General features: G+C 70.4%; 18 protein-coding genes and 1 tRNA gene. 8 read left to right on the top strand and 11 right to left on the bottom strand.

Annotation, left to right across the window (positions count from 1 at the left end; genetic code table 11):
- Positions 1–18 precede the first annotated feature (18 nt).
- From AC1DTW_RS10520 to dacB, 7 genes are all read right to left on the bottom strand, one after another.
- Positions 19–672: a hypothetical protein gene (locus tag AC1DTW_RS10520; RefSeq protein ID WP_477981017.1), complete on the bottom strand. Its 654-nt coding sequence runs from the start codon at positions 670–672 to the stop codon at positions 19–21.
- Entirely contained in the window at positions 669–1,214 is a 546-nt protein-coding gene (locus tag AC1DTW_RS10515; protein ID WP_477981016.1) for a GNAT family N-acetyltransferase, read from the bottom strand. The genes AC1DTW_RS10520 and AC1DTW_RS10515 overlap by 4 nt, the downstream gene beginning before the upstream one ends.
- A 1-nt stretch (position 1,215) precedes the next feature.
- Positions 1,216–3,858 (bottom strand): alanine--tRNA ligase, encoded by a 2,643-nt coding sequence (gene alaS, locus AC1DTW_RS10510; RefSeq protein WP_477981015.1) that lies wholly within the window; start codon positions 3,856–3,858, stop codon positions 1,216–1,218.
- Between the two features lie 148 nt (positions 3,859–4,006).
- Positions 4,007–4,930 (bottom strand): GGDEF domain-containing protein, encoded by a 924-nt coding sequence (locus AC1DTW_RS10505; protein ID WP_477981014.1) that lies wholly within the window; start codon positions 4,928–4,930, stop codon positions 4,007–4,009.
- A gap of 31 nt (positions 4,931–4,961) precedes the next feature.
- Entirely contained in the window at positions 4,962–5,504 is a 543-nt protein-coding gene (locus AC1DTW_RS10500) for a hypothetical protein (protein ID WP_477981013.1), read from the bottom strand.
- 150 nt (positions 5,505–5,654) lie between these two features.
- Positions 5,655–5,728, bottom strand: a tRNA-Gly gene (locus AC1DTW_RS10495).
- 47 nt (positions 5,729–5,775) lie between these two features.
- Positions 5,776–7,287 carry a D-alanyl-D-alanine carboxypeptidase/D-alanyl-D-alanine endopeptidase gene (dacB, locus tag AC1DTW_RS10490; protein ID WP_477981012.1) on the bottom strand — a complete coding sequence of 504 codons (1,512 nt, stop codon included), beginning with the start codon at positions 7,285–7,287 and terminating at the stop codon, positions 5,776–5,778.
- A gap of 136 nt (positions 7,288–7,423) precedes the next feature.
- Between dacB and trmB the strand changes: the two genes are divergently transcribed.
- A complete protein-coding gene (gene trmB / locus AC1DTW_RS10485; protein ID WP_477981011.1) occupies positions 7,424–8,122 on the top strand; it encodes a tRNA (guanosine(46)-N7)-methyltransferase TrmB in 699 nt (232 codons plus the stop codon).
- Between the two features lie 7 nt (positions 8,123–8,129).
- On the opposite strand, the gene AC1DTW_RS10480 is transcribed toward trmB, so the two are convergent.
- Positions 8,130–8,951 carry an undecaprenyl-diphosphate phosphatase gene (locus AC1DTW_RS10480; protein WP_477981010.1) on the bottom strand — a complete coding sequence of 274 codons (822 nt, stop codon included), beginning with the start codon at positions 8,949–8,951 and terminating at the stop codon, positions 8,130–8,132.
- A gap of 113 nt (positions 8,952–9,064) precedes the next feature.
- Here AC1DTW_RS10480 and AC1DTW_RS10475 point away from each other — a divergent pair, with 113 nt between their 5' ends.
- The 6 genes from AC1DTW_RS10475 to AC1DTW_RS10450 all read left to right on the top strand — a co-directional run bounded on the left by AC1DTW_RS10475 (position 9,065) and on the right by AC1DTW_RS10450 (position 15,022).
- Positions 9,065–9,769, top strand: a complete 705-nt coding sequence (locus AC1DTW_RS10475) for a TetR/AcrR family transcriptional regulator (RefSeq protein ID WP_477981008.1) — start codon at positions 9,065–9,067, stop codon at positions 9,767–9,769.
- A 73-nt stretch (positions 9,770–9,842) separates the two neighbouring features.
- Positions 9,843–10,496: a protein-L-isoaspartate O-methyltransferase family protein gene (locus AC1DTW_RS10470; RefSeq protein ID WP_477981006.1), complete on the top strand. Its 654-nt coding sequence runs from the start codon at positions 9,843–9,845 to the stop codon at positions 10,494–10,496.
- The gene (locus AC1DTW_RS10465; protein ID WP_477981005.1) at positions 10,496–10,831 is read left to right on the top strand and encodes a rhodanese-like domain-containing protein; all 336 of its coding nucleotides are present in this window, start codon (positions 10,496–10,498) and stop codon (positions 10,829–10,831) included. The genes AC1DTW_RS10470 and AC1DTW_RS10465 overlap by 1 nt, the downstream gene beginning before the upstream one ends.
- Before the next feature lie 50 nt (positions 10,832–10,881).
- Positions 10,882–12,255, top strand: a complete 1,374-nt coding sequence (locus AC1DTW_RS10460; protein WP_477981003.1) for a TolC family outer membrane protein — start codon at positions 10,882–10,884, stop codon at positions 12,253–12,255.
- Between the two features lie 105 nt (positions 12,256–12,360).
- Entirely contained in the window at positions 12,361–13,797 is a 1,437-nt protein-coding gene (locus tag AC1DTW_RS10455) for a DUF1800 domain-containing protein (protein ID WP_477981002.1), read from the top strand.
- Between the two features lie 16 nt (positions 13,798–13,813).
- Entirely contained in the window at positions 13,814–15,022 is a 1,209-nt protein-coding gene (locus tag AC1DTW_RS10450; RefSeq protein ID WP_477981001.1) for a DUF1501 domain-containing protein, read from the top strand.
- Between the two features lie 6 nt (positions 15,023–15,028).
- Here AC1DTW_RS10450 and AC1DTW_RS10445 read toward each other — a convergent pair whose 3' ends face one another.
- From AC1DTW_RS10445 to AC1DTW_RS10435, 3 genes are read right to left on the bottom strand one after another with little or no spacing between them, the layout of a single operon-like run.
- On the bottom strand, positions 15,029–16,312 hold the full coding sequence (locus AC1DTW_RS10445; protein WP_477981067.1) for a 3-deoxy-D-manno-octulosonic acid transferase: 1,284 nt from the start codon (positions 16,310–16,312) through the stop codon (positions 15,029–15,031).
- The gene (gene waaC / locus AC1DTW_RS10440) at positions 16,312–17,295 is read right to left on the bottom strand and encodes a lipopolysaccharide heptosyltransferase I (RefSeq protein WP_477981000.1); all 984 of its coding nucleotides are present in this window, start codon (positions 17,293–17,295) and stop codon (positions 16,312–16,314) included. The genes AC1DTW_RS10445 and waaC overlap by 1 nt, the downstream gene beginning before the upstream one ends.
- 16 nt (positions 17,296–17,311) lie before the next feature.
- A complete protein-coding gene (locus AC1DTW_RS10435; protein ID WP_477980999.1) occupies positions 17,312–18,703 on the bottom strand; it encodes a phosphomannomutase/phosphoglucomutase in 1,392 nt (463 codons plus the stop codon).
- A gap of 209 nt (positions 18,704–18,912) precedes the next feature.
- Here AC1DTW_RS10435 and AC1DTW_RS10430 point away from each other — a divergent pair, with 209 nt between their 5' ends.
- Positions 18,913–19,599, top strand: coding sequence for a PEP-CTERM sorting domain-containing protein (locus AC1DTW_RS10430; RefSeq protein WP_477980998.1), 687 nt, complete (start codon positions 18,913–18,915; stop codon positions 19,597–19,599).
- Position 19,600: the final 1 nt, after the last annotated feature.

Below are 19,600 nucleotides of genomic sequence, written 5' to 3'. Positions count from 1 at the left end.
CGCGCGTTCGTGCCGAGACTACCGGCGCTCCATGGCGCGCAACACCAGCAGGAGTCGGTCAACGACCTCGTCGGTGGTGGTCAGCCATGCATAAGGCGCATCAAGGTGCGCCGTAATCGCTTCACCACTCGAAGAGCGATATTGGAACAGCAAGGCGCAAGTCGGCGTTGACGAATTCGGCATTGGGACATCGCATTCAAACTCGATCTCGGGGCGATTCCTGAGGCGGCCAACCGCATGCCCCAGACTGCCCATCACACGACGCTGCGTGGCATCGAACCACACGTCGACGCGGGTCGCCAGATTGTCGACCTTCGTGTAACTGCCAGACGCGCGTGATGCGGCCAAGCGCGCCAAGGCATGGTCATGGTTCCAAAGCTGAATCTGCAACCCGCTCGGCACTGGCGCACCACCAATCAGAAGCGCCCGAACCCGTGGATGCAGCTCTGACCAAGGAATCTCGAGCACCACCGTGTCCGACGCCGGCTTGCCCGACACGTCCAGGAGCACGCGCGTCCACCTGATCGGCACCCGCCACATGGTCCCTCCCAAGCTGCGGTCCACCATGTCCTCGTGCGCCGTGAACGCGCTGCCGGCTGCAACCAGCACGACCACCAGGAACGACCCGATCCAAACCCGCTTCTCCCGCCAAAACGAGGCGCCGTACTTCACTCGACTCTGACCGCGGGCCGCGCCGGCAGCGCCGGCGGGTTCGGGTGCAGCCGGGCCATCGCCAACGAATCCACATACGCGCCGTCGCGCAACGCGTGGGCCCGTAGCGTGCCTTCGACCTCGAAGCCGAACTTGCGATACAGCCGGATCGCGGTCGCGTTGTCGGCATAGACCAGCAGTTCGAGCCGCAGCACGCCAGCCCAGCGATCGGCGTAATCGCACAGCGCCGTCATGAGTGCGCTGCCGACCCCCTGCCGCTGGGCCAGAGGATGCACGTGGATGCCCAGCCCCATCGCATGCCGACGGCGTACATGGCCGCTGACCGCGTTCAGCCCGGCGGCGCCGATCAGCTCGGCATCGCGCTCGGCGACCAACAGCACGTCGGCACCCGTCGCGGTCGCGGCATCGGCGAGGCGCTTGCCCCACGCCTCCTCGCTAGGGTACGGCATCTGCAACAGCCCGCCGAACACCGCCGGGTCGCTCATGTGCCGCGCGATCGCGGCCGCGTCGGAAACCTTGGCGCGGCGGATCAGCAGCGTCACGTCACACCCGCTCGGCGACCCAGCCTCTGACCGATGCCAGCGCCGCGTCGAGCCGGCTCGGATCGGTGCCGCCGGCCATCGCGATGTCGGGCTTGCCACCGCCCTTGCCGCCGACCTGCTGCGCGACGAAGTTGACGAGCTCGCCGGCCTTCAGCTTCGCGAGGCTGTCGTTCGTGACCCCGGCCGCGATCTGCACCTTGCCGCCGTCGACGGTCGCGAGCACGATCGCCGCGGTCTTCAGCTTGTCCTTCAGCTTGTCCATCGTGTCGCGCAGCGCCTTCGCGTCGGCGCCGGCCAGCATCGCCGCGAGCACCTTGATGCCGTTCACGTCGACCGCGCTGGCCACCAGCTCGTCGCCCTGCGATGACGCGAGCCGGCCCTTCAGCACGCCGAGTTCCTTCTCGGTCGCACGCTGCTGGTCGAGCACCTGATGCAGGCGCGCCGGCACCTCGCTCGGCGCCGCCTTCAGCGCGCCGGCGAGCTGTTGCAGCGTCGCCTCGAGCGTTTGCAGATACGCGAGCGCGTTGTCGCCGGTGATCGCCTCGACGCGGCGCACGCCGGCGGCGACGCCGCTCTCGGCGACGATCTTGAACAGGCCGATGTCGCCGGTGCGCGAAACGTGCGTGCCACCGCAGAACTCGCGGCTCGATCCGATCTCGAGCACGCGCACCTCGTCGCCGTATTTCTCGCCGAACAGCATCACGGCACCCGACTTCTGCGCCTCGTCGATCGGCATCACGCGCGCCTGCGTCGCGACGTTCGCGAGGACCTCGGCGTTGACGAGCGCCTCGACCTTGCGGATCTGCGCTTCGGTCATCGGGCTGTTGTGCGCGAAGTCGAAGCGCGTGCGCTCGGGCGTCACCAGCGAGCCCTTCTGCTGCACGTGGTCGCCGAGCACCTCGCGCAGCGCCTTGTGCATCAGGTGCGTGGCCGAGTGATTGCGCACGGTCTTCGCGCGCTTCTCGGCGTCGACACGCGCATCGAGCACGTCGCCGACCCTGATCTCGCCCTCGACGACGCGGCCGTGGTGACCGAACACCGCCGCCTGGATCTTCACGGTGTCGTCGACGATCACGCGCGATGTCGCGTTGCGCAGCTCGCCGGCGTCGCCGATCTGGCCGCCGGACTCGGCATAGAACGGCGTGTGGTCGAGCACGATGACCGCGTCGTCGCCGGCCGCGGCGGCAGCGACCGCGCTGCCGTCGACATACACCGCGGTGACCTGGGCGCCTTCGCGCACCAGCGCGTCGTAGCCGTGGAACTGGGTCGCGGCGCCGCTGTACTCGAGCCCTTGCGCCATCTTGAACTTGCCGGCTTCGCGGGCGCGCTTCTTCTGCTCGTCGAGCAGCACCTCGAAGCGCGCCTCGTCGACCGTGACGCCGCGCTCGCGGCAGACATCGGCGGTCAGGTCGACCGGGAAGCCGAAGGTGTCGTGCAGCTTGAACGCGGTGTCGCCGTCGATCTGCCGGGTGCCGGTGGCCAAGGCACGTTCGAGGATCTCCATGCCGTTCGCAATCGTGCGGAAGAAGCCTTCCTCTTCCTGCTTCAGCACCTCGAACGCGCGCTTCTCGTCGCGGCGCAGCTCGGCGTAGGCGTCGCCCATCTCGGCGGCGAGCGCCGGCACCAGCGTGTGGAAGAACGGCTTGCGCGCGCCGAGCTTGTAGCCGTGCCGGATCGCGCGGCGCGCGATCCGGCGCAGCACGTAGCCGCGACCGGCATTGCTCGGGATCACGCCGTCGACGACCGTGAAGGTGCAGGCGCGGATGTGGTCGGCGATGACCTTCAGCGAAGGCGCCTGCTGATCGCAGTCACCGGCGCCGGCCGCATCGACCGCGGCCTTCGCCGCGCCGAGCAGGTTCACGAAGGTGTCGATCTCGTAGTTGCTGTGCACATGCTGCAGCACCGCGGTCAGCCGCTCCAGGCCCATGCCGGTGTCGACGCTGGGCTTGGGCAGCTTGTGCATCACGTACGCGCCGCTCTTCTCGTCGATCTGACGATTGAACTGCATGAACACGTTGTTCCAGATCTCGATGTAGCGGTCGCCGTCTTCATCGGGCGAGCCCGGCGGACCGCCGGCGATCTCGGGCCCGTGGTCGTAGAAGATCTCGGTGCACGGGCCGCACGGGCCGGTGTCGCCCATCATCCAGAAGTTGTCGGAGGCGAACGCGGCGCCCTTGTTGTCGCCGATGCGCACGATGCGCTCGGCCGGCACGCCGATGTTCTTGTGCCAGATCTCGTAGGCCTCGTCGTCCTCGGCGTAGACGGTGACCCAGAGCTTCTCTTTCGGGAGCTGGTAGACCTCGGTCAGCAGCTCCCACGCGTAGGCAATCGCGTCCTTCTTGAAGTAGTCGCCGAAGCTGAAGTTGCCCAGCATCTCGAAGAAGGTGTGGTGCCGCGCGGTGTAGCCGACGTTCTCGAGATCGTTGTGCTTGCCGCCGGCACGGATGCACTTCTGCGCCGTCGTCGCGCGCGCGTACGGGCGCTTGTCGAAGCCGAGGAACACGTCCTTGAACTGGTTCATCCCGGCGTTCGTGAACAGCAGCGTCGGGTCGTCGCCCGGCACGACCGGGCTCGACGCGACGATCGCGTGCCCCTTCGCCTCGAAGAACTTCAGGAACGTGGAACGGATTTCTGCTGCTTTCATGCCGGGGCCTTCTGGCTGCGGGCCGCGTCACGAACGCGCGGCAGACCGCATAAATGCTTGATTTTCAAGAGCTTTTGATTATAGGTGGCGCCCCGCGAGGCTCGGCCGCGGGCGCGACTCGAAGCGGTGCGCGGCGCGGCGTCCCGCGTCACTCGTCGTTCGCGGCGCCGACCGGTGTGGCGCCGGTTTCGCCGAAGCCCGCAAAGCCTGCACGCCCCTGCGCCGGCGCGGCCGCGGCGAGACCGACCGCGCGGCGCAGCAGCGCATCGGCTTGCGAACCATCCTGGGGATACTGGCCGATGCCGAGCGCGGTGGCGACCGAGACATCCTGGCCGCCGACGTGCAGCGGCTGCATCAGCGACTTCAGCAGCTTCGCACCGACGCGCGCCGCGTCGGCCGGCGTCAGGATCGAGCCGAGCAGCACCGCGAAGCCGTCGTCGCCGAGCGAGGCGACGACATCGCTGGCGCGCACGCCGGCGCGCAGGCGCACACCGACCTTGCGGCGCAGCACGTTCGCGGCCTCGCGGCCGAGCCGCGCCTCGGTCGTCGCGAAACCTTCGATGCGCAGCGCGAGCACCGCCATCGGCGCCGGCTCGCGCTCGCGCAGCGCGAGCAGCTGGCTCATGTGTTCGATCAGCTGCTGCTGGTGCGGCAGCCCGGTCTCGAGATCGGTCGCGTACGCGGTGCGGGCGTCGCGCTCGAGGCGCTTGCGCTCGATCGCGGCGCGCAGGCGTTGCGGCAGCGCCGCCGATTCGAGCTCGTGGCCGAGCAGCACGTCCTGCGCGCCGCGTCGGAGCCAGCCGATCACGCCGGCCGCATCGGGCCCGGCAACGACGACGAGGACGGCGACATCGGGGCCGGCCTCGGCCGCAAGGTCGGGCGCGTCGGCGGCATCGTTCAGGATCAGTGCATCGCAGCCGCCGTCGGCCAGGCGCGCCAGCAGCGTCTCGCGGTCCGCGCAGATGTGCACCTCGAACGGGCCGAAACCCGAGGCTGCCAGCGACTCGACCGGCAGCGCCGGCTGCGTCGCGATCTGCAACGCAGGTGGGTCGTCGATGTCGGAAGAAGGCATGCCCGCAGAATACCCCGGCGCCGGCGCCGGGCTACGAGAGAACGTGTTCTCCACCGCGTTCTTGCCAGCGTTGCCGGATTTCCGATGCCTCTGCATCGGAGTGCGCTTTCACCCCCAGCAGAATGCCGCCGGCACGGAGTCCGACTTCGTATTGCTCGACGCGCGATTCCGGAATGCCCCAGTTCACGAGGATTCCCATCAGGCTGATGGCCACACCGGTCGCCGCAGAAGCTGCCAACGCGATCGCCACCGGCCCGGCCACGATCCCGAAGCCGGGAATCAGCATCACACCCACCGCCGCGACGACCGGCGCGAGCGTGCCGACCGTGCCGCCGACCGGACCGCCCCACAGGTTGTCCGAGGACTTGTTGATGTCGGCCGCAGCGGCCTTCTCTTCCAGAACTGTCGTCCCGGGATGATCTGTGGTCGGGCTGCCGGCGAGAAAGTAGCGTCGGCGAACTTCTTCGGGCATGACCACATTGACATCGCTCTTGTCGTAGCCCAGGTCGACGACCGACTGGAAAGCGAGTTCGGCGCTGTCCTTGTCCTTGAACAAGCCGGTGACCATGGTCATCGCATTCTCCTTGTCGCGGCAGATCTCCACACTGCACCGCTGGCGTGCCATCTGATGTGGGTCAAACGCTGGCTGTCCGGTGGCGAATTGCGCACCGTGCCTGTAGGAGAAGGCGCGGAGCGCCGCGGCGCTCCGATGCGAAGCCTTCTGTGGAGCGGGTGAGGGGAATCGAACCCCTGTATGAAGCTTGGGAAGCTGCCGTTCTGCCATTGAACTACACCCGCAGTTCGGCCGCGATTCTAGCGCGCCGTGCGGCGATCCCGGCCCGGGCTCAGCCGTTTCGCGCGAGCCACTCGACCATCGCGTCGAGCGCCGGGCGGCCGGCGGCCGGATCGGCGCCGTTGACCATCAGCGCGACCGCGTACATCTTGCCGCTGGCCGCGTGCACGTAGCCGGCGAGCGCGCGCGTGTCGTTCAAGGTGCCGGTCTTCAGGTAGGCCTGCCCGGCCGCGCGGCCGTTGGTCAGGCGGGTCTTCAGCGTGCCGTCGACGCCGGCGATCGGCAGCGAATCGAAGAAGGCCTGCGCCTGCTCGGCACGCCACGCCTTGCGCAGCAACTGCACCATCGCGCGCGGCTTCGCGCGTTCGCTGTGCGACAGGCCCGAGCCGTTCTCGACCTCGACATCCCCATCGGCCAGCCCCTGATCGCGCAACCACAGCCCGACGACCCTGCGCGCGGCGGCGAGCGTCGCCGGCCGTGCCGGGAAGCCCGGCGACAGCGACAGCATCAGGTTGCGGGCGCCGACGTTGTCGCTCGCCTTGTTGATGTCGCGCACCAGTTCGGTCAGCGGCTTCGAGCGGTCGAACGACAGCGGCTGCACCGGCTCGCCGTCGGTGCCGAGCGGGATCGGGCTGATCCCCGGCACGACCGGCGCCGACACGACGCGGCCGCGCAGCACCCCGCCCGCCGCGGCCCACATCGCCGGCAATGCGCGGGCCGCGATGCCGCTGTCAGGGGGCGGCACGAAGCTGACGTTGCGCGTGCCGCAGGCCGGCCCCCAGCTGCCCTGCACGACCAGTGTCGCGCGGCCGTCGCGGCCGTTCTGCCAGGCCGGCGCAGCGTTGCAGCCGCCGCCCATCGTGATGCGGTTCTCGAGCCGCACTTCGCTGAGCACCGGGTTCAGCGAGACGGCCGCGCGCGTCCCGCGCGATGGCCGCACGGCGATGTCGAGCAGGCCCTCGTCGAGCGTCATCGCATCGGGCCACACATGGCGCGGCTCGCCGGCGGACTGCAGCGGGGTGCCGGCGTGATCGGCCGGGGTGAGCTGGAAGGCGTAGCGGTCGAGCACGATGTCGCCGTCGATCTCGTGCAGCCCCTGGTCGTGCATGCGGCGGAACCACGCGGCCAGCGCCGTCGATGTGAGCTGCGCGTTGCCGCCGCCGACGATCAGCAGGTCGCCGACCAGCTTGCCGTCGGCCAGCGTGCCGAGCGCGAAGGCCGAGGTGCGCCAGCGGTAGTACGGGCCGAGCAGGTCGAGCGCGGCGAGCGCGGTGACGATCTTCGTCGTCGACGCCATCGTGAAGGGCGACTCCTCGTTCAGCGCGAACACGGTGCGCTCGCCGACGACCTCCTGCGCGTACAGCCCGAAGCTGCGCGGGGCCAAACCCGAGGCCGCGATCGCACGCGCGACCGGGGCCGGYAGCGCGCCGGCGACGGGCACGCGCGGCGCCGGGCGCTTCGCCGCCGCGAGCGCCGAAGCATTCAGCGCGAGCGCGGCGAACAGCATCAGGGCGGCCGGCACGCAGCGGGCGCTGGAGGCGGATGGGGCGGAGGGCCTGCGCATGGGCGCGAGGCTAGCAGCCGGCCCGCCTCGCCGGCAGCCCGGCTCGCCGTGACCGACGCGCGCGCGGGGCCTTTGCGTGGCCGCCGTCACAATGCGGCCTGCCGAATATGCACCCTGCCCTCTTCTGCCGTCACCGATGACCGATCCGATCGAGACCCCCGAGACAACGCCGCGCCGCAGCATCCGCAGCTTCGTCGTGCGCGCCGGCCGCATGGGCCCGGGGCAGACGCGTGCGCTCGCCGAACTCGGGCCGCGCTTCGTGCTCCCCTACACCGCGGCGCCGTTCGACTTCGCGGCGAGCTTCGGCCGCGTCGCGCCGCAGGTGCTGGAGATCGGCTTCGGGATGGGCGACGCGACCGCGGCGATCGCGCAGGCCCTGCCCGGCATCGACTTCATCGGCGTCGAGGTGCACACGCCCGGGGTCGGCGCGCTGCTGAAGCAGGTCGGCGAGCGCGGCCTGACCAACCTGCGCCTGATCCAGCACGACGCGGTCGACGTGCTGCAGCAGATGATCGTCCCGGCGTCGCTCGCCGGCGCGCATGTGTTCTTCCCGGACCCGTGGCACAAGAAGAAGCACAACAAGCGCCGGCTGATCCAGTCCGAGTTCGTGCAGCTCCTCGCGACCCGCCTCGCACCCGGCGGCTACCTGCATTGCGCGACCGACTGGCAGCCCTACGCGCAGCAGATGCTGGAGGTGCTGTCGGCCGAGCCGGTGCTGCGCAACACGGCCGACGGCTATGCGCCGAAGCCGGACTACCGGCCGCTGACCAAGTTCGAGAACCGCGGCCTGAAGCTCGGCCACGGCGTCTGGGATCTGGTGTTCGTGCGCTCGTGAGCGCGACTCAATCGGCCCAGACCACCGTCCCGCTCCACCAGGTCGCGAGCACCACGATCCCGAACGCGATGCGATACCAGGCGAACGGCACGAACGTGTGGGTCGAGATGTAGCGCAGCAACCAGCGCACGCACAGGAAGGCCGAGACGAACGCGGCGATCATGCCGACCGCCCACATGCCGAGGTCGTCCATCGACAGCAGCGCGCGCTCCTTGTACAGCGAGTAGACCGACGCGATCGCCAGCGTCGGGATCGCGAGATAGAAGGTGAACTCGGTCGCCACTTGGCGCGACAGCCCGAACAGCATGCCGCCGATGATCGTCGCCCCGCTGCGGCTCGTGCCCGGGATCAGCGCGAAGGCCTGCGCGATGCCGACCTTCAACGCGTCCAGCGCGCTCATCTCGTCGACGCTGTGCACGCGGATCGCATGCGTTCTGCGCTCGGCCCAGAGGATCACGAGACCGCCGAGGATGAAGGTCGTCGCGACCGTGGGCGCGTTGAACAGGTTCGCCTTCAGCATCTTGCCGAATGCCAGCCCGAGCAGCGCCAGCGGCATGAACGCGATCGCGACGTTGCGCAGCAGCCGCGTGGCCTTCGGGTCGCGGCCGGCGCCGCTCAATGTGGCCGCGATGCGGCCGCGAAACTCCCAGACCACCGCGAGGATCGCGGCCGACTGGATCACGATCTCGAACAGCTTGCCGCGCGCGTCGTTGAAGTGCAGCAGCGCACCCGCGAGAATCAGGTGGCCGGTGCTCGACACCGGCAGGAACTCGGTGAGCCCCTCGACGATGCCCATGATCGCGGCCTTGAGCAGAAGAATGAAATCCAACGCGTGACTCCGTGGCAGTTGCGAGCCGGCGATGTTAACGACGCCGTGTGAAGCAGCTTCTTGCCTTGACCCGCCGCGCCGCTACCGGCTATATTACTGACTGACCGGTCAGTATGAAAAAATCCGCCGCCACCCCCGTCGTTGCGACCGGCCCCGCCTCGATGCGGCAGCGCCGCAAGCAGGCCCGACCCCAGGAGTTGCTCGCCGCCGCGCTCGACCTGTTCGTCGAACGCGGTTTCGCCGCGACCCGCTCCGAAGACGTGGCCGCGCGCGCCGGCGTCTCGAAGGGGACGCTGTACCTGTACTACCCGAGCAAGGAAGAGCTGCTGAAGGCGGTCGTGCGCGAGAACCTCGGCAACCTGATCACCGAGGCCGCCGACATCGTCGGCAGCTTCGAGGGCGACACACAGCAGCTGCTCGGCACGCTGCTGCACACCTGGTGGGAGCGCATCGGCGACACGCCGGCGTCCGGCATCTTCAAGGTCATCCTGACCGAGATGGGCAACTTCCCCGACTTCGCGAGCTTCTATGTCGACGAGGTGATCTCGCCGGGGCGCGCGCTGTTCACCCGCGCACTGCAGCGCGGCATCGACGCCGGCGAACTGCGCCCGATCAACCTGTTCGAAACCGTGCACCTGCTGATCTTCCCGATGCTGATGATGTGCCTGCACCGCCACTCGCTCGGGCCCTGCCATGTGCCGATCCGCGAGCTGGATCCGCACCGCTTCATTGACACGCACGTCGACATCGTCGTCAACGGCGCGCGCCGATCTGCGCCCGCGACCGCTGCCCGCCCCCGGAACCGAAAGGCCTCGTGAAACGGCGTGCTGGCCGGGCGGCCGCCGCCGGCCACGAAATAGAATCGCGCGCCACTCCCCATCCGTGACCACCATGAACATCGAACAAGCCCGCTTCAACATGATCGAGCAGCAGATCCGGCCGTGGGATGTGTTGAACACGAGCGTGCTGGAGCTGCTCGCGGTCGTGAAGCGCGAGGACTTCGTGCCGGCCGAGCACCGTGCGCTGGCCTTCGTCGACACCGAGGTGCCGCTGCCGCACGGCCAGTGCATGCTCGCGCCGAAAGTCGAGGCGCGGCTGCTGCAGGAGCTCGCGGTGCACAAGCACGAGCGCGTGCTCGAGGTCGGCGCCGGTTCCGGCCACATGGCGGCGCTGCTCGCGCACAAGGCGCAGCAGGTCACGACGCTCGAGATCGAACCCGATCTGGCGCGCTTCGCGGCCGCGAACCTGCAGCGTGCCGGCGTGATGAACGCCAACGTCGTGAATGCCGACGGCTCCATCGGCCTCGCCGGCGACGGTCCGTTCGACGTCATCGTGCTGTCGGGCTCGGTCGCCGAGGTGCCGCAGGTGCTGCTCTCGCAGCTGAAGACCGGCGGGCGCCTCGCGGCGATCGTCGGCGCCGCGCCGGTGATGCGCGCGGTGCTGATCACGCGCACCGGCGAGCAGGGCCTGGAGCGCCGCGTGCTGTTCGACACCGTCGCGCCGCGCCTGCGCGGCTTCACCGAGCCGACGCGGTTCCAGTTCTGATGAAGAGCCTGAGCGGTCGCGAGCTGATCGCCATGAGCGGCGCGGCCAATGCGCCGCGGCCGCTGCTGCTCGATGTGCGCGAGCCCTGGGAGTTCGCGCTCGCGGCGATCCGCATCGAGGGCCTGCAGACGCTGCCGATGCCGATGAACACGGTGCCCGGGCGCCTCGCCGAGCTCGACCCGGCGCAGCCTGTCGTCTGTATCTGCCATCACGGGGCCCGAAGCGCGCAGGTCGTCGCATTCCTGGAGCGCCAGGGCTTCGACGCGGTCTATAACCTCGCCGGCGGCGTCGACGCGTGGTCGCAGCAGGTCGACGCGGCCGTGGCCCGGTATTGAATCCCGAACCACCGGACAGAACACAACAATCCCTTGGAGAGGTCATCCCCATGTCGCTGAGCCACCGCCTTCACACTCTGCGCCCGCGTGCGCTCGCGGCGGCCCTCGCCGTCGCGCTGCCGCTCCTGGGCACCGCGCCGGGCGCGCAGGCGCAGAGCCTGCAGGAGCTCTACCAGACCGCGCATGGCTACGACTCCAGCTACCTCGCCGCGCGTGCGAACCTCGACGCGGCCCAGTATCGCTACGACCAGGCGCGCGGGCTGCGGCTGCCGCAGGTCGGCCTGGGGGTCGCCGGCGCGCGCCAGCTCAGCAGCACGCCCGATTCGCCGTCGACCCAGGTCGCGAACTCGAGCTCGGTGAGCGCGACGCTGAGCGGCTCGCAGACGCTCTTCAACCGCAGCAACGACGTGACGATCTCACAGGCCGAGAAGGCGGTCGACGCGTTCCGCGCCGACCTCGAAGCCGCCGAGCAGGACCTGATCCTGCGCGTCTCGCAAGCCTACTTCGACGTGCTCGCGGCGCAGGACAACCTCGAAACCGCACGCGCCAGCCTGGCCGCGATCTCCGAGCAGGTCGCGTCGGCGAAGCGCAATTTCGAGGTCGGCACCGCGACCATCACCGACACCCGCGAGGCCCAGGCGCGCCATGACCTGGCACGCGCAACGCAGATCCAGGCCGAGAACGACCTGCAGACCAAGCGCATCCTGCTCGACCAGACCGTCGGCCGCACGAACATCGCGCCGAAGCAGCTCGCGTTGCCGATCGCGCTGCCGGCGCTGGCGCCCGCGAACGTCGACGACTGGGTCACGCGTGCCGACGCCGAGCACCCGCTGGTGCGCAAGGCGCGCATCGCGCTCGAGATCGCCCGGCTCGACACCACCAAGGCGAAGGCCGGCCACCTGCCGACCGTGACCCTGAACGGCAGCTACGCGCGCGGCCACTCCGAGAACGCGCTGGTGGTGCCCGGCTCCTCGTTCTCGTACAAGACGCCGAGCACGATCAGCTCGGTGTCCATCAACCTGAACCTGCCGCTGTTCGCCGGCTTCCAGATCCAGAACCGCGTGAAGGAAACGCTGGTGCTCGAAGACAAGTCGCTCGACGACCTCGAGACCGCGCGCCGCGGGGTCGCGCAGCTGACTCGCCAGCTCTACTACCAGGTCGGATCGGCCGGCGCGCAGGTCGGTGCGCTCGAAGCCGCCGAGTCGTCGAGCAAGCTCGCGCTCGAGGCCACGCAGCTCGGCTTCAAGGTCGGCGTGCGCGTCAACATCGACGTGCTGAACGCGCAGGCGCAGCTCTACACGACGCAGGCGCAGCTCGCGAAGGCACGCTATGACCTGATCATGGCGGGGATGCGGCTGCGCCAGGCCTCGGGGCGGCTGACGCCGGACGATGTCGCGTCGATCAACGGGCTCCTGATCCGCTAGGGAAATTCCCTGTGCGCCGCATCGCGCGGCGCCACGTTTCTTGACGGTGCGCACACGCGGGCTTTACCGAAACCCGGCATGCTGCGCGCATCCCGGGAGATGCGCATGTCCAGTCCAGGCTCGCTACAGGCGGCGATCGCCGCACACCGTTTCGGCCTGGGCGAGGCCACGCTCGATGCGGTCGGCAGCGACCCGGCGCAGTGGCTCGCGGCGCAGATCGGCCCGGCCGATGCACCGCGCGGCGACGGGCTGCTGAGCACCGCGCAGGCGCTCGCCCACGTCGCCGCGGAACGCGAGCTGCGCCGCGAGCGCAAGAACCCGCCGCCGGTGCCGATGAACGCCGAGCAGGCCGCGGCGCAGGGCGTTGCCGGTCACTACCGCGAGGTCATCGCCGCCGACGCGCGCTCGCGGCTGCTGACCGCGGCGGCCACGACCCGGCCCTTCGCCGAGCGGCTGCAGTGGTTCTGGGCGAACCACTTCACCGTGTCGCTCGCAAAGGGCAGCACACGCGGCCTGGTCGGCGCGTTCGAGCGCGATGCGATCCGGCCGCGCATCGCCGGCTCGTTCGAGCAGCTGCTGCTCGCGGCGACCACGCACCCGGCGATGCTGCGCTACCTGGACAACGTGCAGTCCGCCGGGCCGGGCTCGAGCATCGTCGGGCGCGCCGCACGACGTGCCGCGCGCCTCGACGAAAGCCCGCGCGTCACCGGCCTGAACGAGAACCTCGCGCGCGAGGTGCTGGAGCTGCACACGCTCGGCGCCGACAGCGCACGCGGCGCCGAGCCGGTCTACGCGCAAGCCGACGTGACCGCGTTCGCGCGCGTGCTGACCGGCTGGCGCGTCGGCTATCAAGACACCGACCCGTCGCTCAACTTCGACCCCGCCTGGCACGAGCCCGGCCCGAAGACGCTGCTCGGCCAGACCTACCCCGAAGGCCCCGACGCGCTGCGCAGGGTGCTGCACGACCTCGCGCTGCACCCGGCCACCGCGCGTTTCATCGCGACCAAACTCGCGCGCCACTTCGTCGCCGACGATCCGCCGCCTGCCCTGGTCGACCGGCTCGCGGCGCGCTACCTGCACAGCGGCGCGCAGCTCGCGCCGGTGTATCGCGAGCTGATCGCGAGCCCCGAGGCCTGGAGCCCGCGGCCGGCGAAGCTGAAGACACCGGAAGAGTTCGTGGTCTCGGCCGTGCGCATGCTGGACCTGAACCCGCGCCTGTTCGATCGCGGCGACGCGAAGAACGCGGCGCAGGCGGTCGGCGGCATCGCCGCACTCGGCCAGCGCGTGCAGGCCGCGCCCTCGCCCGCCGGCTGGAGCGACCGCGCCGAAGACTGGCTCGGACCCGACGCGGTCTGGAAGCGCGTCGAGTGGTCGACGCGTGCCGCCAACCGGCTCGGCAGCAGCGTCGACGCGCGCGTGCTCGCGGCGCAAAGCCTCGGGCCGCTGCTGAGCCCCGAGACGAAGACCCAGATCGACCGCGCCGCCGACGCTTCGCAGGCCCTGGCCCTGCTGCTGATGGCGCCCGAGTTCCAACGCCGCTGAGCCCCGGAGCCAACCGATGAAATCTTTGTTCAACTCGACCCGCCGGCGCATGCTGGCCGCCACGCTCGGCGCCGGCGCACTCAGCCCGTTGTCGACGCTGAGCTTCGCAGGCAGCGGCGGCCAGGCCAGTGACCGCCGCTTCGTCTTCGTGATCCTGCGCGGCGGGCTCGACGGCCTGTCCGCCGTACCGGCGATCGGCGACCCCGAGTTCGGCGCCGCCCGCGGCGCGCTGGGGCAGTTCACGGCGCCGCTCGCGCTCGACGCCACGTTCGCGCTGCACCCGAACCTGGCCGCGATGCACGCGATGTACGGCCGCGGCGAACTGGCCGTCGTGCACGCGGTCGGGCTGCCGTACCGCGACCGCTCGCACTTCGATGCGCAGCAGGTGCTCGAGAGCGGCGGCGTGCGCCCTTACGAGCTCTCGACCGGCTGGCTCGGTCGTGCACTGGCGCGGTCGAGCGGCAAGAGCCTGGCGCTGAACACCGCCGTGCCGCTGGTGCTGCGCGGGCCGGGCATCGTCGACACCTGGGCGCCTTCGACGCTGCCTGACCCCGGCCCCGATCTCGTGGCGCGGCTCGGCCGGATGTACGCGAACGACCCGGCATTGGGAACCGCGCTCGAACGCGCGAAGGCGCTGCACTTCGACAACGGCGCGATGCCGGCCGAGATGGCCGCCGGCGCCGGCATCGCGGGTGCGCGCGGCGGCGCCAACTTCAGCGTGATCGCGAGCCGCGCGGCCGAGTTCCTCGCCGCACCGAACGGCCCGCAGGCCGCGGTGCTCGAGATGAGCGGCTGGGACACGCACGCGAACCAGGCGAATCCGAACGGCCCGCTCTCCAACTACCTGCGCCAGCTCGACGGCGGCCTCGCGACGCTGCGCGAGGGGCTGGTGCCGAGCGGCACCTGGGCGCGCACCGTCGTGGTCGTCGCGACCGAGTTCGGCCGCGAGGTCGCGATCAACGGCACGCTCGGCACCGACCACGGCACCGGCGCCGCGGCCTTCGTGCTCGGTGGTGCCGTCGATGGCGGGCGCGTGATCGCCGACTGGCCGGGGCTGGCGAAGCGCGATCGCTTCGAGGGTCGCGACCTGAAGATCACGACCGATCTGCGCGCGTTGCTGAAGAGCGTGCTCGCCGAGCATCTGCAGGTCGCGTCGCGCACGCTGAACACCGAGGTGTTTCCCGGCAGCGGCGCGCTGAAGTCGATCGCGCTGCTGAAGGCCTGACCCGGATCAGCCGCGACTCAGCGGCGCGATGCGCTGCGCCATGCGCTGCGCCGCGCCGCGATGCTGCGACGCGAAGTGCCGCGCGCGGCTCGACAGCTGCGCGAGCCGGTCCGACTGGCCGAGCAACGCGATCGCCGATGCGACCCCGGCGGCCATGTCGGGCACGCGCAGCGAGGCACCGGCCGCGAGCGAGAGTTCGGCGGCCTCGCTGAAATTGAACGTGCTCGGCCCCATCACCAGCGGGCAGCCGCAGGCCGCGGCCTCGATCAGGTTGTGGCCGCCGAGCGGCGCGAAGCTGCCGCCGAGCAGCGCCACCTTCGCGCTCGCGTAGTACAGCGCCATCTCGCGCATCGAGTCGCCGAGCCAGACCTGCGCCTGCAGCGCGTCGGCCGGCGGCGTCTCGTGCCAGCGGCTGCGCCGCGCGAGCGAGAGGCCGGCGGCGCGCACCAGGCTCGCGACCTCGTCGAAGCGCTGCGGGTGACGCGGCACGATCAGCAGCAGCGCGTCGGTGGGCGGCGCGCGGCGCCACGCATCGAGCAGCAGCGCTTCTTCGCCTTCGCGCGTGATCGCGGCGAGCACGACAGCGCGCGGCGCCAGCGCCGCCTGCCACGCGGCGCCCTGCGCGAGCTGATCGGCATCCGGCGTCAGGTCGTACTTCAGGTTGCCGCTGACCTCGACCGCGACGGCGCCAGCGTCACGAATGCGGCGCGCGTCGTCATCGGTCTGCGCGAGCACCAGCGCGACGCTGTCGATCGCCGGGCGCAGCACCGCGGCGATGCGCTGCCCGCGCCGCAGGCTCTTCTCGCTGAGCCGCGCGTTCGCGAGCACCATCGGCACGCCGGCGGCCTGTGCGGCGAGCAGCAGGTTCGGCCAGACCTCGGTCTCCATCAGCACGCCGACCGCGGGGCCGAACTGTGCGAAGAAGCGCCGTGTCGCGCCGGGCGTGTCGTACGGCAGCCAGGTCTGCCGGTCGCCCTCGCGCAACAGCGCCTGGCCGGCTTCACGGCCGGTCGCCGTGCCGTGCGTCAGCAGCAGGCGCATGCCGGGCCGCTCGATGCGCAGCGCGTCGATCAGCGCCTCGGCGGCGCGCGTTTCGCCGAGCGAGACCGCGTGCAGCCAGATCCAGCCGGCGCCGGCCGTCGTACGATAGAAGCCGAAGCGCTCGGCGATGCGCTCGCGGTACAGCGGCTCGGCCCGGCCGCGCCACCAGAGCCGCAGCGCATACACCGGCATCAGCAGCCGCAGCAGCAGCGAGTACGCGCCACCTGCGACCGCCTCGCGCGGCGTGATCAAGCGCCCGCCTCGCGCACCTGCGTCCACGCGTTCCAGACCGCCTCGATCGACGGTGTCGGCTGCGCTTCGACCGAGACCTGGTGGCGGTGGCCGTGCGCGAGCTGCGGGCCGGTACGCCACGCGGTCGGCCAGTTGTAGATCTGCACGTGGGGCAGGTTCAGCGCGACCGCGATGTGGCTCAGGCCGCTGTCGACGCCGATCACGCCCTGCGTCACACCGAGCCGATCGACCAGCGCATCGAGGCCCATCGCCGGCCAGACCTGCGCGGCGTCACCGAGCGCGCCGGCGATGCGCTGCGCGCGTTCGAGTTCGTCCGCGCCGGCATGCGGCAGCGCGATGCGCCAGCCCTGCGCGATCGCACGCTGCGCGAGCTCGATCCACGACGCCTCGGGCCAGAGCTTGTCGTCGCGCGAGCTGCCGTGCACCAGCACCAGCGTCGGCGCGCCGCCCGCCGCTGCGGCGTTCGCACGCAGCCCGAACTGCGGCGGCCCGTCGACCGTGTAGCCCAGCGCCTTCGCGGCCAGCACGCGCGAGCGATCGAGCGCGTGGATGTGCGGCTCGACGCGGATCGCACGATCGACGAGCCAGCGCGCCGGCGGCTCGTGGCCCGCGCCGTCGGTGCGGTTCGCGAGGCCGTAGCTCGCGCCGTCGGCGCTGCGATGCGCGAGCCGCGCGATCAGCGCCGATTTGGTCAGGCCCTGCAGGTCGAGCACTGCGTCGTAGCGCCGGGTTCGCAGCTGCGTCTTGAACGCGCGCCACTCCGCGCGCACCGCGCGCGTCCACCACGCGCGGCTCCAGCGCCGCAACGCGCATTCGATGACCACTTGCACGCCATCGACGCGCCGCACCAGCGCCGCGAAGCCCGGTTCGACGACCCAGTCGATCAGCGCCGCGGGATGCGCCGCGCGGATGTCGTGCACGACCGGCATCGCATGCACGACATCGCCGAGCGACGACAGCTTGACGATCAGGACGCGCACGCGACGCAGAGCGGATTCAATGCGCGGCCGCCGCGACCTGCGCGTCCGGCTTGACCGCCCGCAGCGCCGCCATGAAATCGGTCTGGATGCGGTGCAGCGACTGCGCGGTGTGGCCCTCGAAGCGCATCACGAGCACCGGCGTCGTGTTGCTGGAGCGGATCAGGCCGAAGCCGTCCTGGTAGTCGACGCGCAGCCCGTCGATCGTGATGATCTCTTTCGAACCGGGGAAGTTCGCGTTCGCGAGCAGCTGCTCGACGACGCGCTTCGGCTCGCCCTCGGCGCACGGCACGTTCAGCTCGGGCGTGCTGAAGCTGGTCGGCAGCGCGTTCAGCACCTGGCTCGGGTTCTTGGCTGCCGAGAGGATCTCGAGCAGCCGTGCCGCGGTGTAGGTCGCGTCGTCGAAACCGTACCAGCGCTCGGCAAAGAAGATGTGGCCGCTCATCTCGCCGGCGATCGGCGCCTGGGTCTCGCGCAGCTTGGCCTTCACGAGCGAATGGCCGGTCTTCCACATCAGCGGCTTGCCGCCGGCCTTGCGGATCAGCGGGGCGAGGCGCTGCGTGCACTTCACGTCGAAGATGATCGTGCCGCCGGGCTGCCGCTTCAGGATGTCGGCGGCGAACAGCATCAGCTGGCGATCGGGGTAGATGATCTGGCCGTCTTTCGTGACGACGCCGAGGCGGTCGCCGTCGCCGTCGAACGCCAGGCCGATCTCGGCATCGGTCTCGCGCACGGTGCGGATCAGGTCGGCGAGGTTCTCGGGCTTGCTCGGGTCCGGGTGATGGTTCGGGAAATCGCCGTCGACCTCGGAGTAGAGCTCGGTGACCTCGCAGCCGAGCGCACGCAGGATGCCGGGCGCCGACGCGCCGGGAATGCCGTTGCCGGAGTCGACGACGATCTTCATCGGCCGCGCGAGCTTGCAGTCGCCGACGATGCGGGCCAGGTACTCGGCACCGATGTCCATCGTCGCCGAGCGGCCCTCGCCGCGCACGTAGTCTTCGGCCTCGATGCGCCGGCGCAGGTTCTGGATCTCGTCGCCGTAGATCGCCTTGCCCGCCAGCACCATCTTGAAACCGTTGTAGTTCTTCGGGTTGTGGCTGCCGGTGACCATGATGCCGCTCTCGCAGCCGTGCTGGCCGCGCGTCGCGGCGACGTAGTACAGCATCGGCGTCGTCACCGCGCCGAGGTCGACGACATCGAGGCCGGTCGAGGCCAGCCCCTTGATCAGCGCGGCGACCAGCCCGGGCCCCGAGACGCGGCCGTCGCGACCGACGGCGACCGCGCGCTCGCCGGCCTGGACGGCTTCGCTGCCGAAGGCGCGGCCCAGGTGTTCGGCAAACGCCTCGTCGATGCCGGCGCCGACGACGCCGCGGATGTCATAGGCCTTGAAGCTGGAAGCGCTGACTTGCATGGTGGATCGGTGCAATGAAGTGCGGCGATTGTAGGGACGCGGGCCGCTCGCGCCGCGCGTTCGTCGCGCCGCCAGGCCGGTCAGCCGTAACGGCGCGGTAACGACACGTTCCTACTGTTGGCAGGTGTCGGGCCAGCGACCCTCGTCGGCGGCCGGCGCGCCTCGGATCGGCCGAGAGGTTCCACCATCCACTTCCACAGGAGAGCGAGATGAACACACTGAAATTTCGGGCCTTGACGCAGGGCGCATGCATCGCAGGCGCCGCACTGCTGCTGGCAGGCGCCGCATCGGCCCAGACGGCCTGGACCGACTGGACCAGCGCGACCGGCGGCGCACCGGGCTCGGCCGCCGGGTCGCTCAATGGTGTCGCGGTGTCGTACAGCGGCGAAGTCGACGGCGCGACCACCAACGGCAGCACCACGATCTGGGGGCCCAGCGCGTCGTTCGTCGGCGGCACGGTCACGGCCGGCCCGGGTGTCCCGAGCGATGCGATCTTCCTGAACGGCAGCTCCACCGGCACGAACACACTGAGCTTTGCGACCGCGCTGGTGAATCCGGTCTTCGCGATCTGGAGCCTCGGCTCGCCCGGCGTCGGCGCATCGTTCACGTTCGACGCGACACCGACGCTCGAAGCCGGTGGCCCGAACAGCTACTACGGCGGCTCGACGATCACGGTCGCGGGCAACGTCGTCAGCGGTCACGAGGGCAACGGCGTCGTCCAGTTCACCGGAACCTTCAGTTCGATCTCGTGGACCGATACCTACGAGAACTACTATGCATTCACCGTCGGCGAGTCCGGGCAGCCGGTGGCGGCGGTGCCCGAGCCGTCCGCGTACGCACTGATGCTCGGCGGTCTGGCTGCGGTCGGCGTCATCGCGAGGCGGCGCAGGCGCTGAA

The organism is Rhizobacter sp. P5_A1 (assembly GCF_056400745.1).
Note: the sequence above shows the minus strand (reverse complement) of the source record. Positions and strands in the feature narration are given on the sequence as shown.

Coding starts and splice junctions, on each gene's coding strand:
- alaS (WP_477981015.1), bottom strand. CDS start 3,858: ATGAAAGCAGCAGAAATCCGTTCCACGTTCCTGAAGTTCTTCGAGGCG.
- AC1DTW_RS10435 (WP_477980999.1), bottom strand. CDS start 18,703: ATGCAAGTCAGCGCTTCCAGCTTCAAGGCCTATGACATCCGCGGCGTC.
- AC1DTW_RS10450 (WP_477981001.1), top strand. CDS start 13,814: ATGAAATCTTTGTTCAACTCGACCCGCCGGCGCATGCTGGCCGCCACG.
- AC1DTW_RS10505 (WP_477981014.1), bottom strand. CDS start 4,930: ATGCCTTCTTCCGACATCGACGACCCACCTGCGTTGCAGATCGCGACG.
- AC1DTW_RS10455 (WP_477981002.1), top strand. CDS start 12,361: ATGTCCAGTCCAGGCTCGCTACAGGCGGCGATCGCCGCACACCGTTTC.
- AC1DTW_RS10475 (WP_477981008.1), top strand. CDS start 9,065: ATGAAAAAATCCGCCGCCACCCCCGTCGTTGCGACCGGCCCCGCCTCG.
- AC1DTW_RS10470 (WP_477981006.1), top strand. CDS start 9,843: ATGAACATCGAACAAGCCCGCTTCAACATGATCGAGCAGCAGATCCGG.
- AC1DTW_RS10430 (WP_477980998.1), top strand. CDS start 18,913: ATGAACACACTGAAATTTCGGGCCTTGACGCAGGGCGCATGCATCGCA.
- AC1DTW_RS10460 (WP_477981003.1), top strand. CDS start 10,882: ATGTCGCTGAGCCACCGCCTTCACACTCTGCGCCCGCGTGCGCTCGCG.
- AC1DTW_RS10500 (WP_477981013.1), bottom strand. CDS start 5,504: ATGACCATGGTCACCGGCTTGTTCAAGGACAAGGACAGCGCCGAACTC.
- AC1DTW_RS10465 (WP_477981005.1), top strand. CDS start 10,496: ATGAAGAGCCTGAGCGGTCGCGAGCTGATCGCCATGAGCGGCGCGGCC.
- trmB (WP_477981011.1), top strand. CDS start 7,424: ATGACCGATCCGATCGAGACCCCCGAGACAACGCCGCGCCGCAGCATC.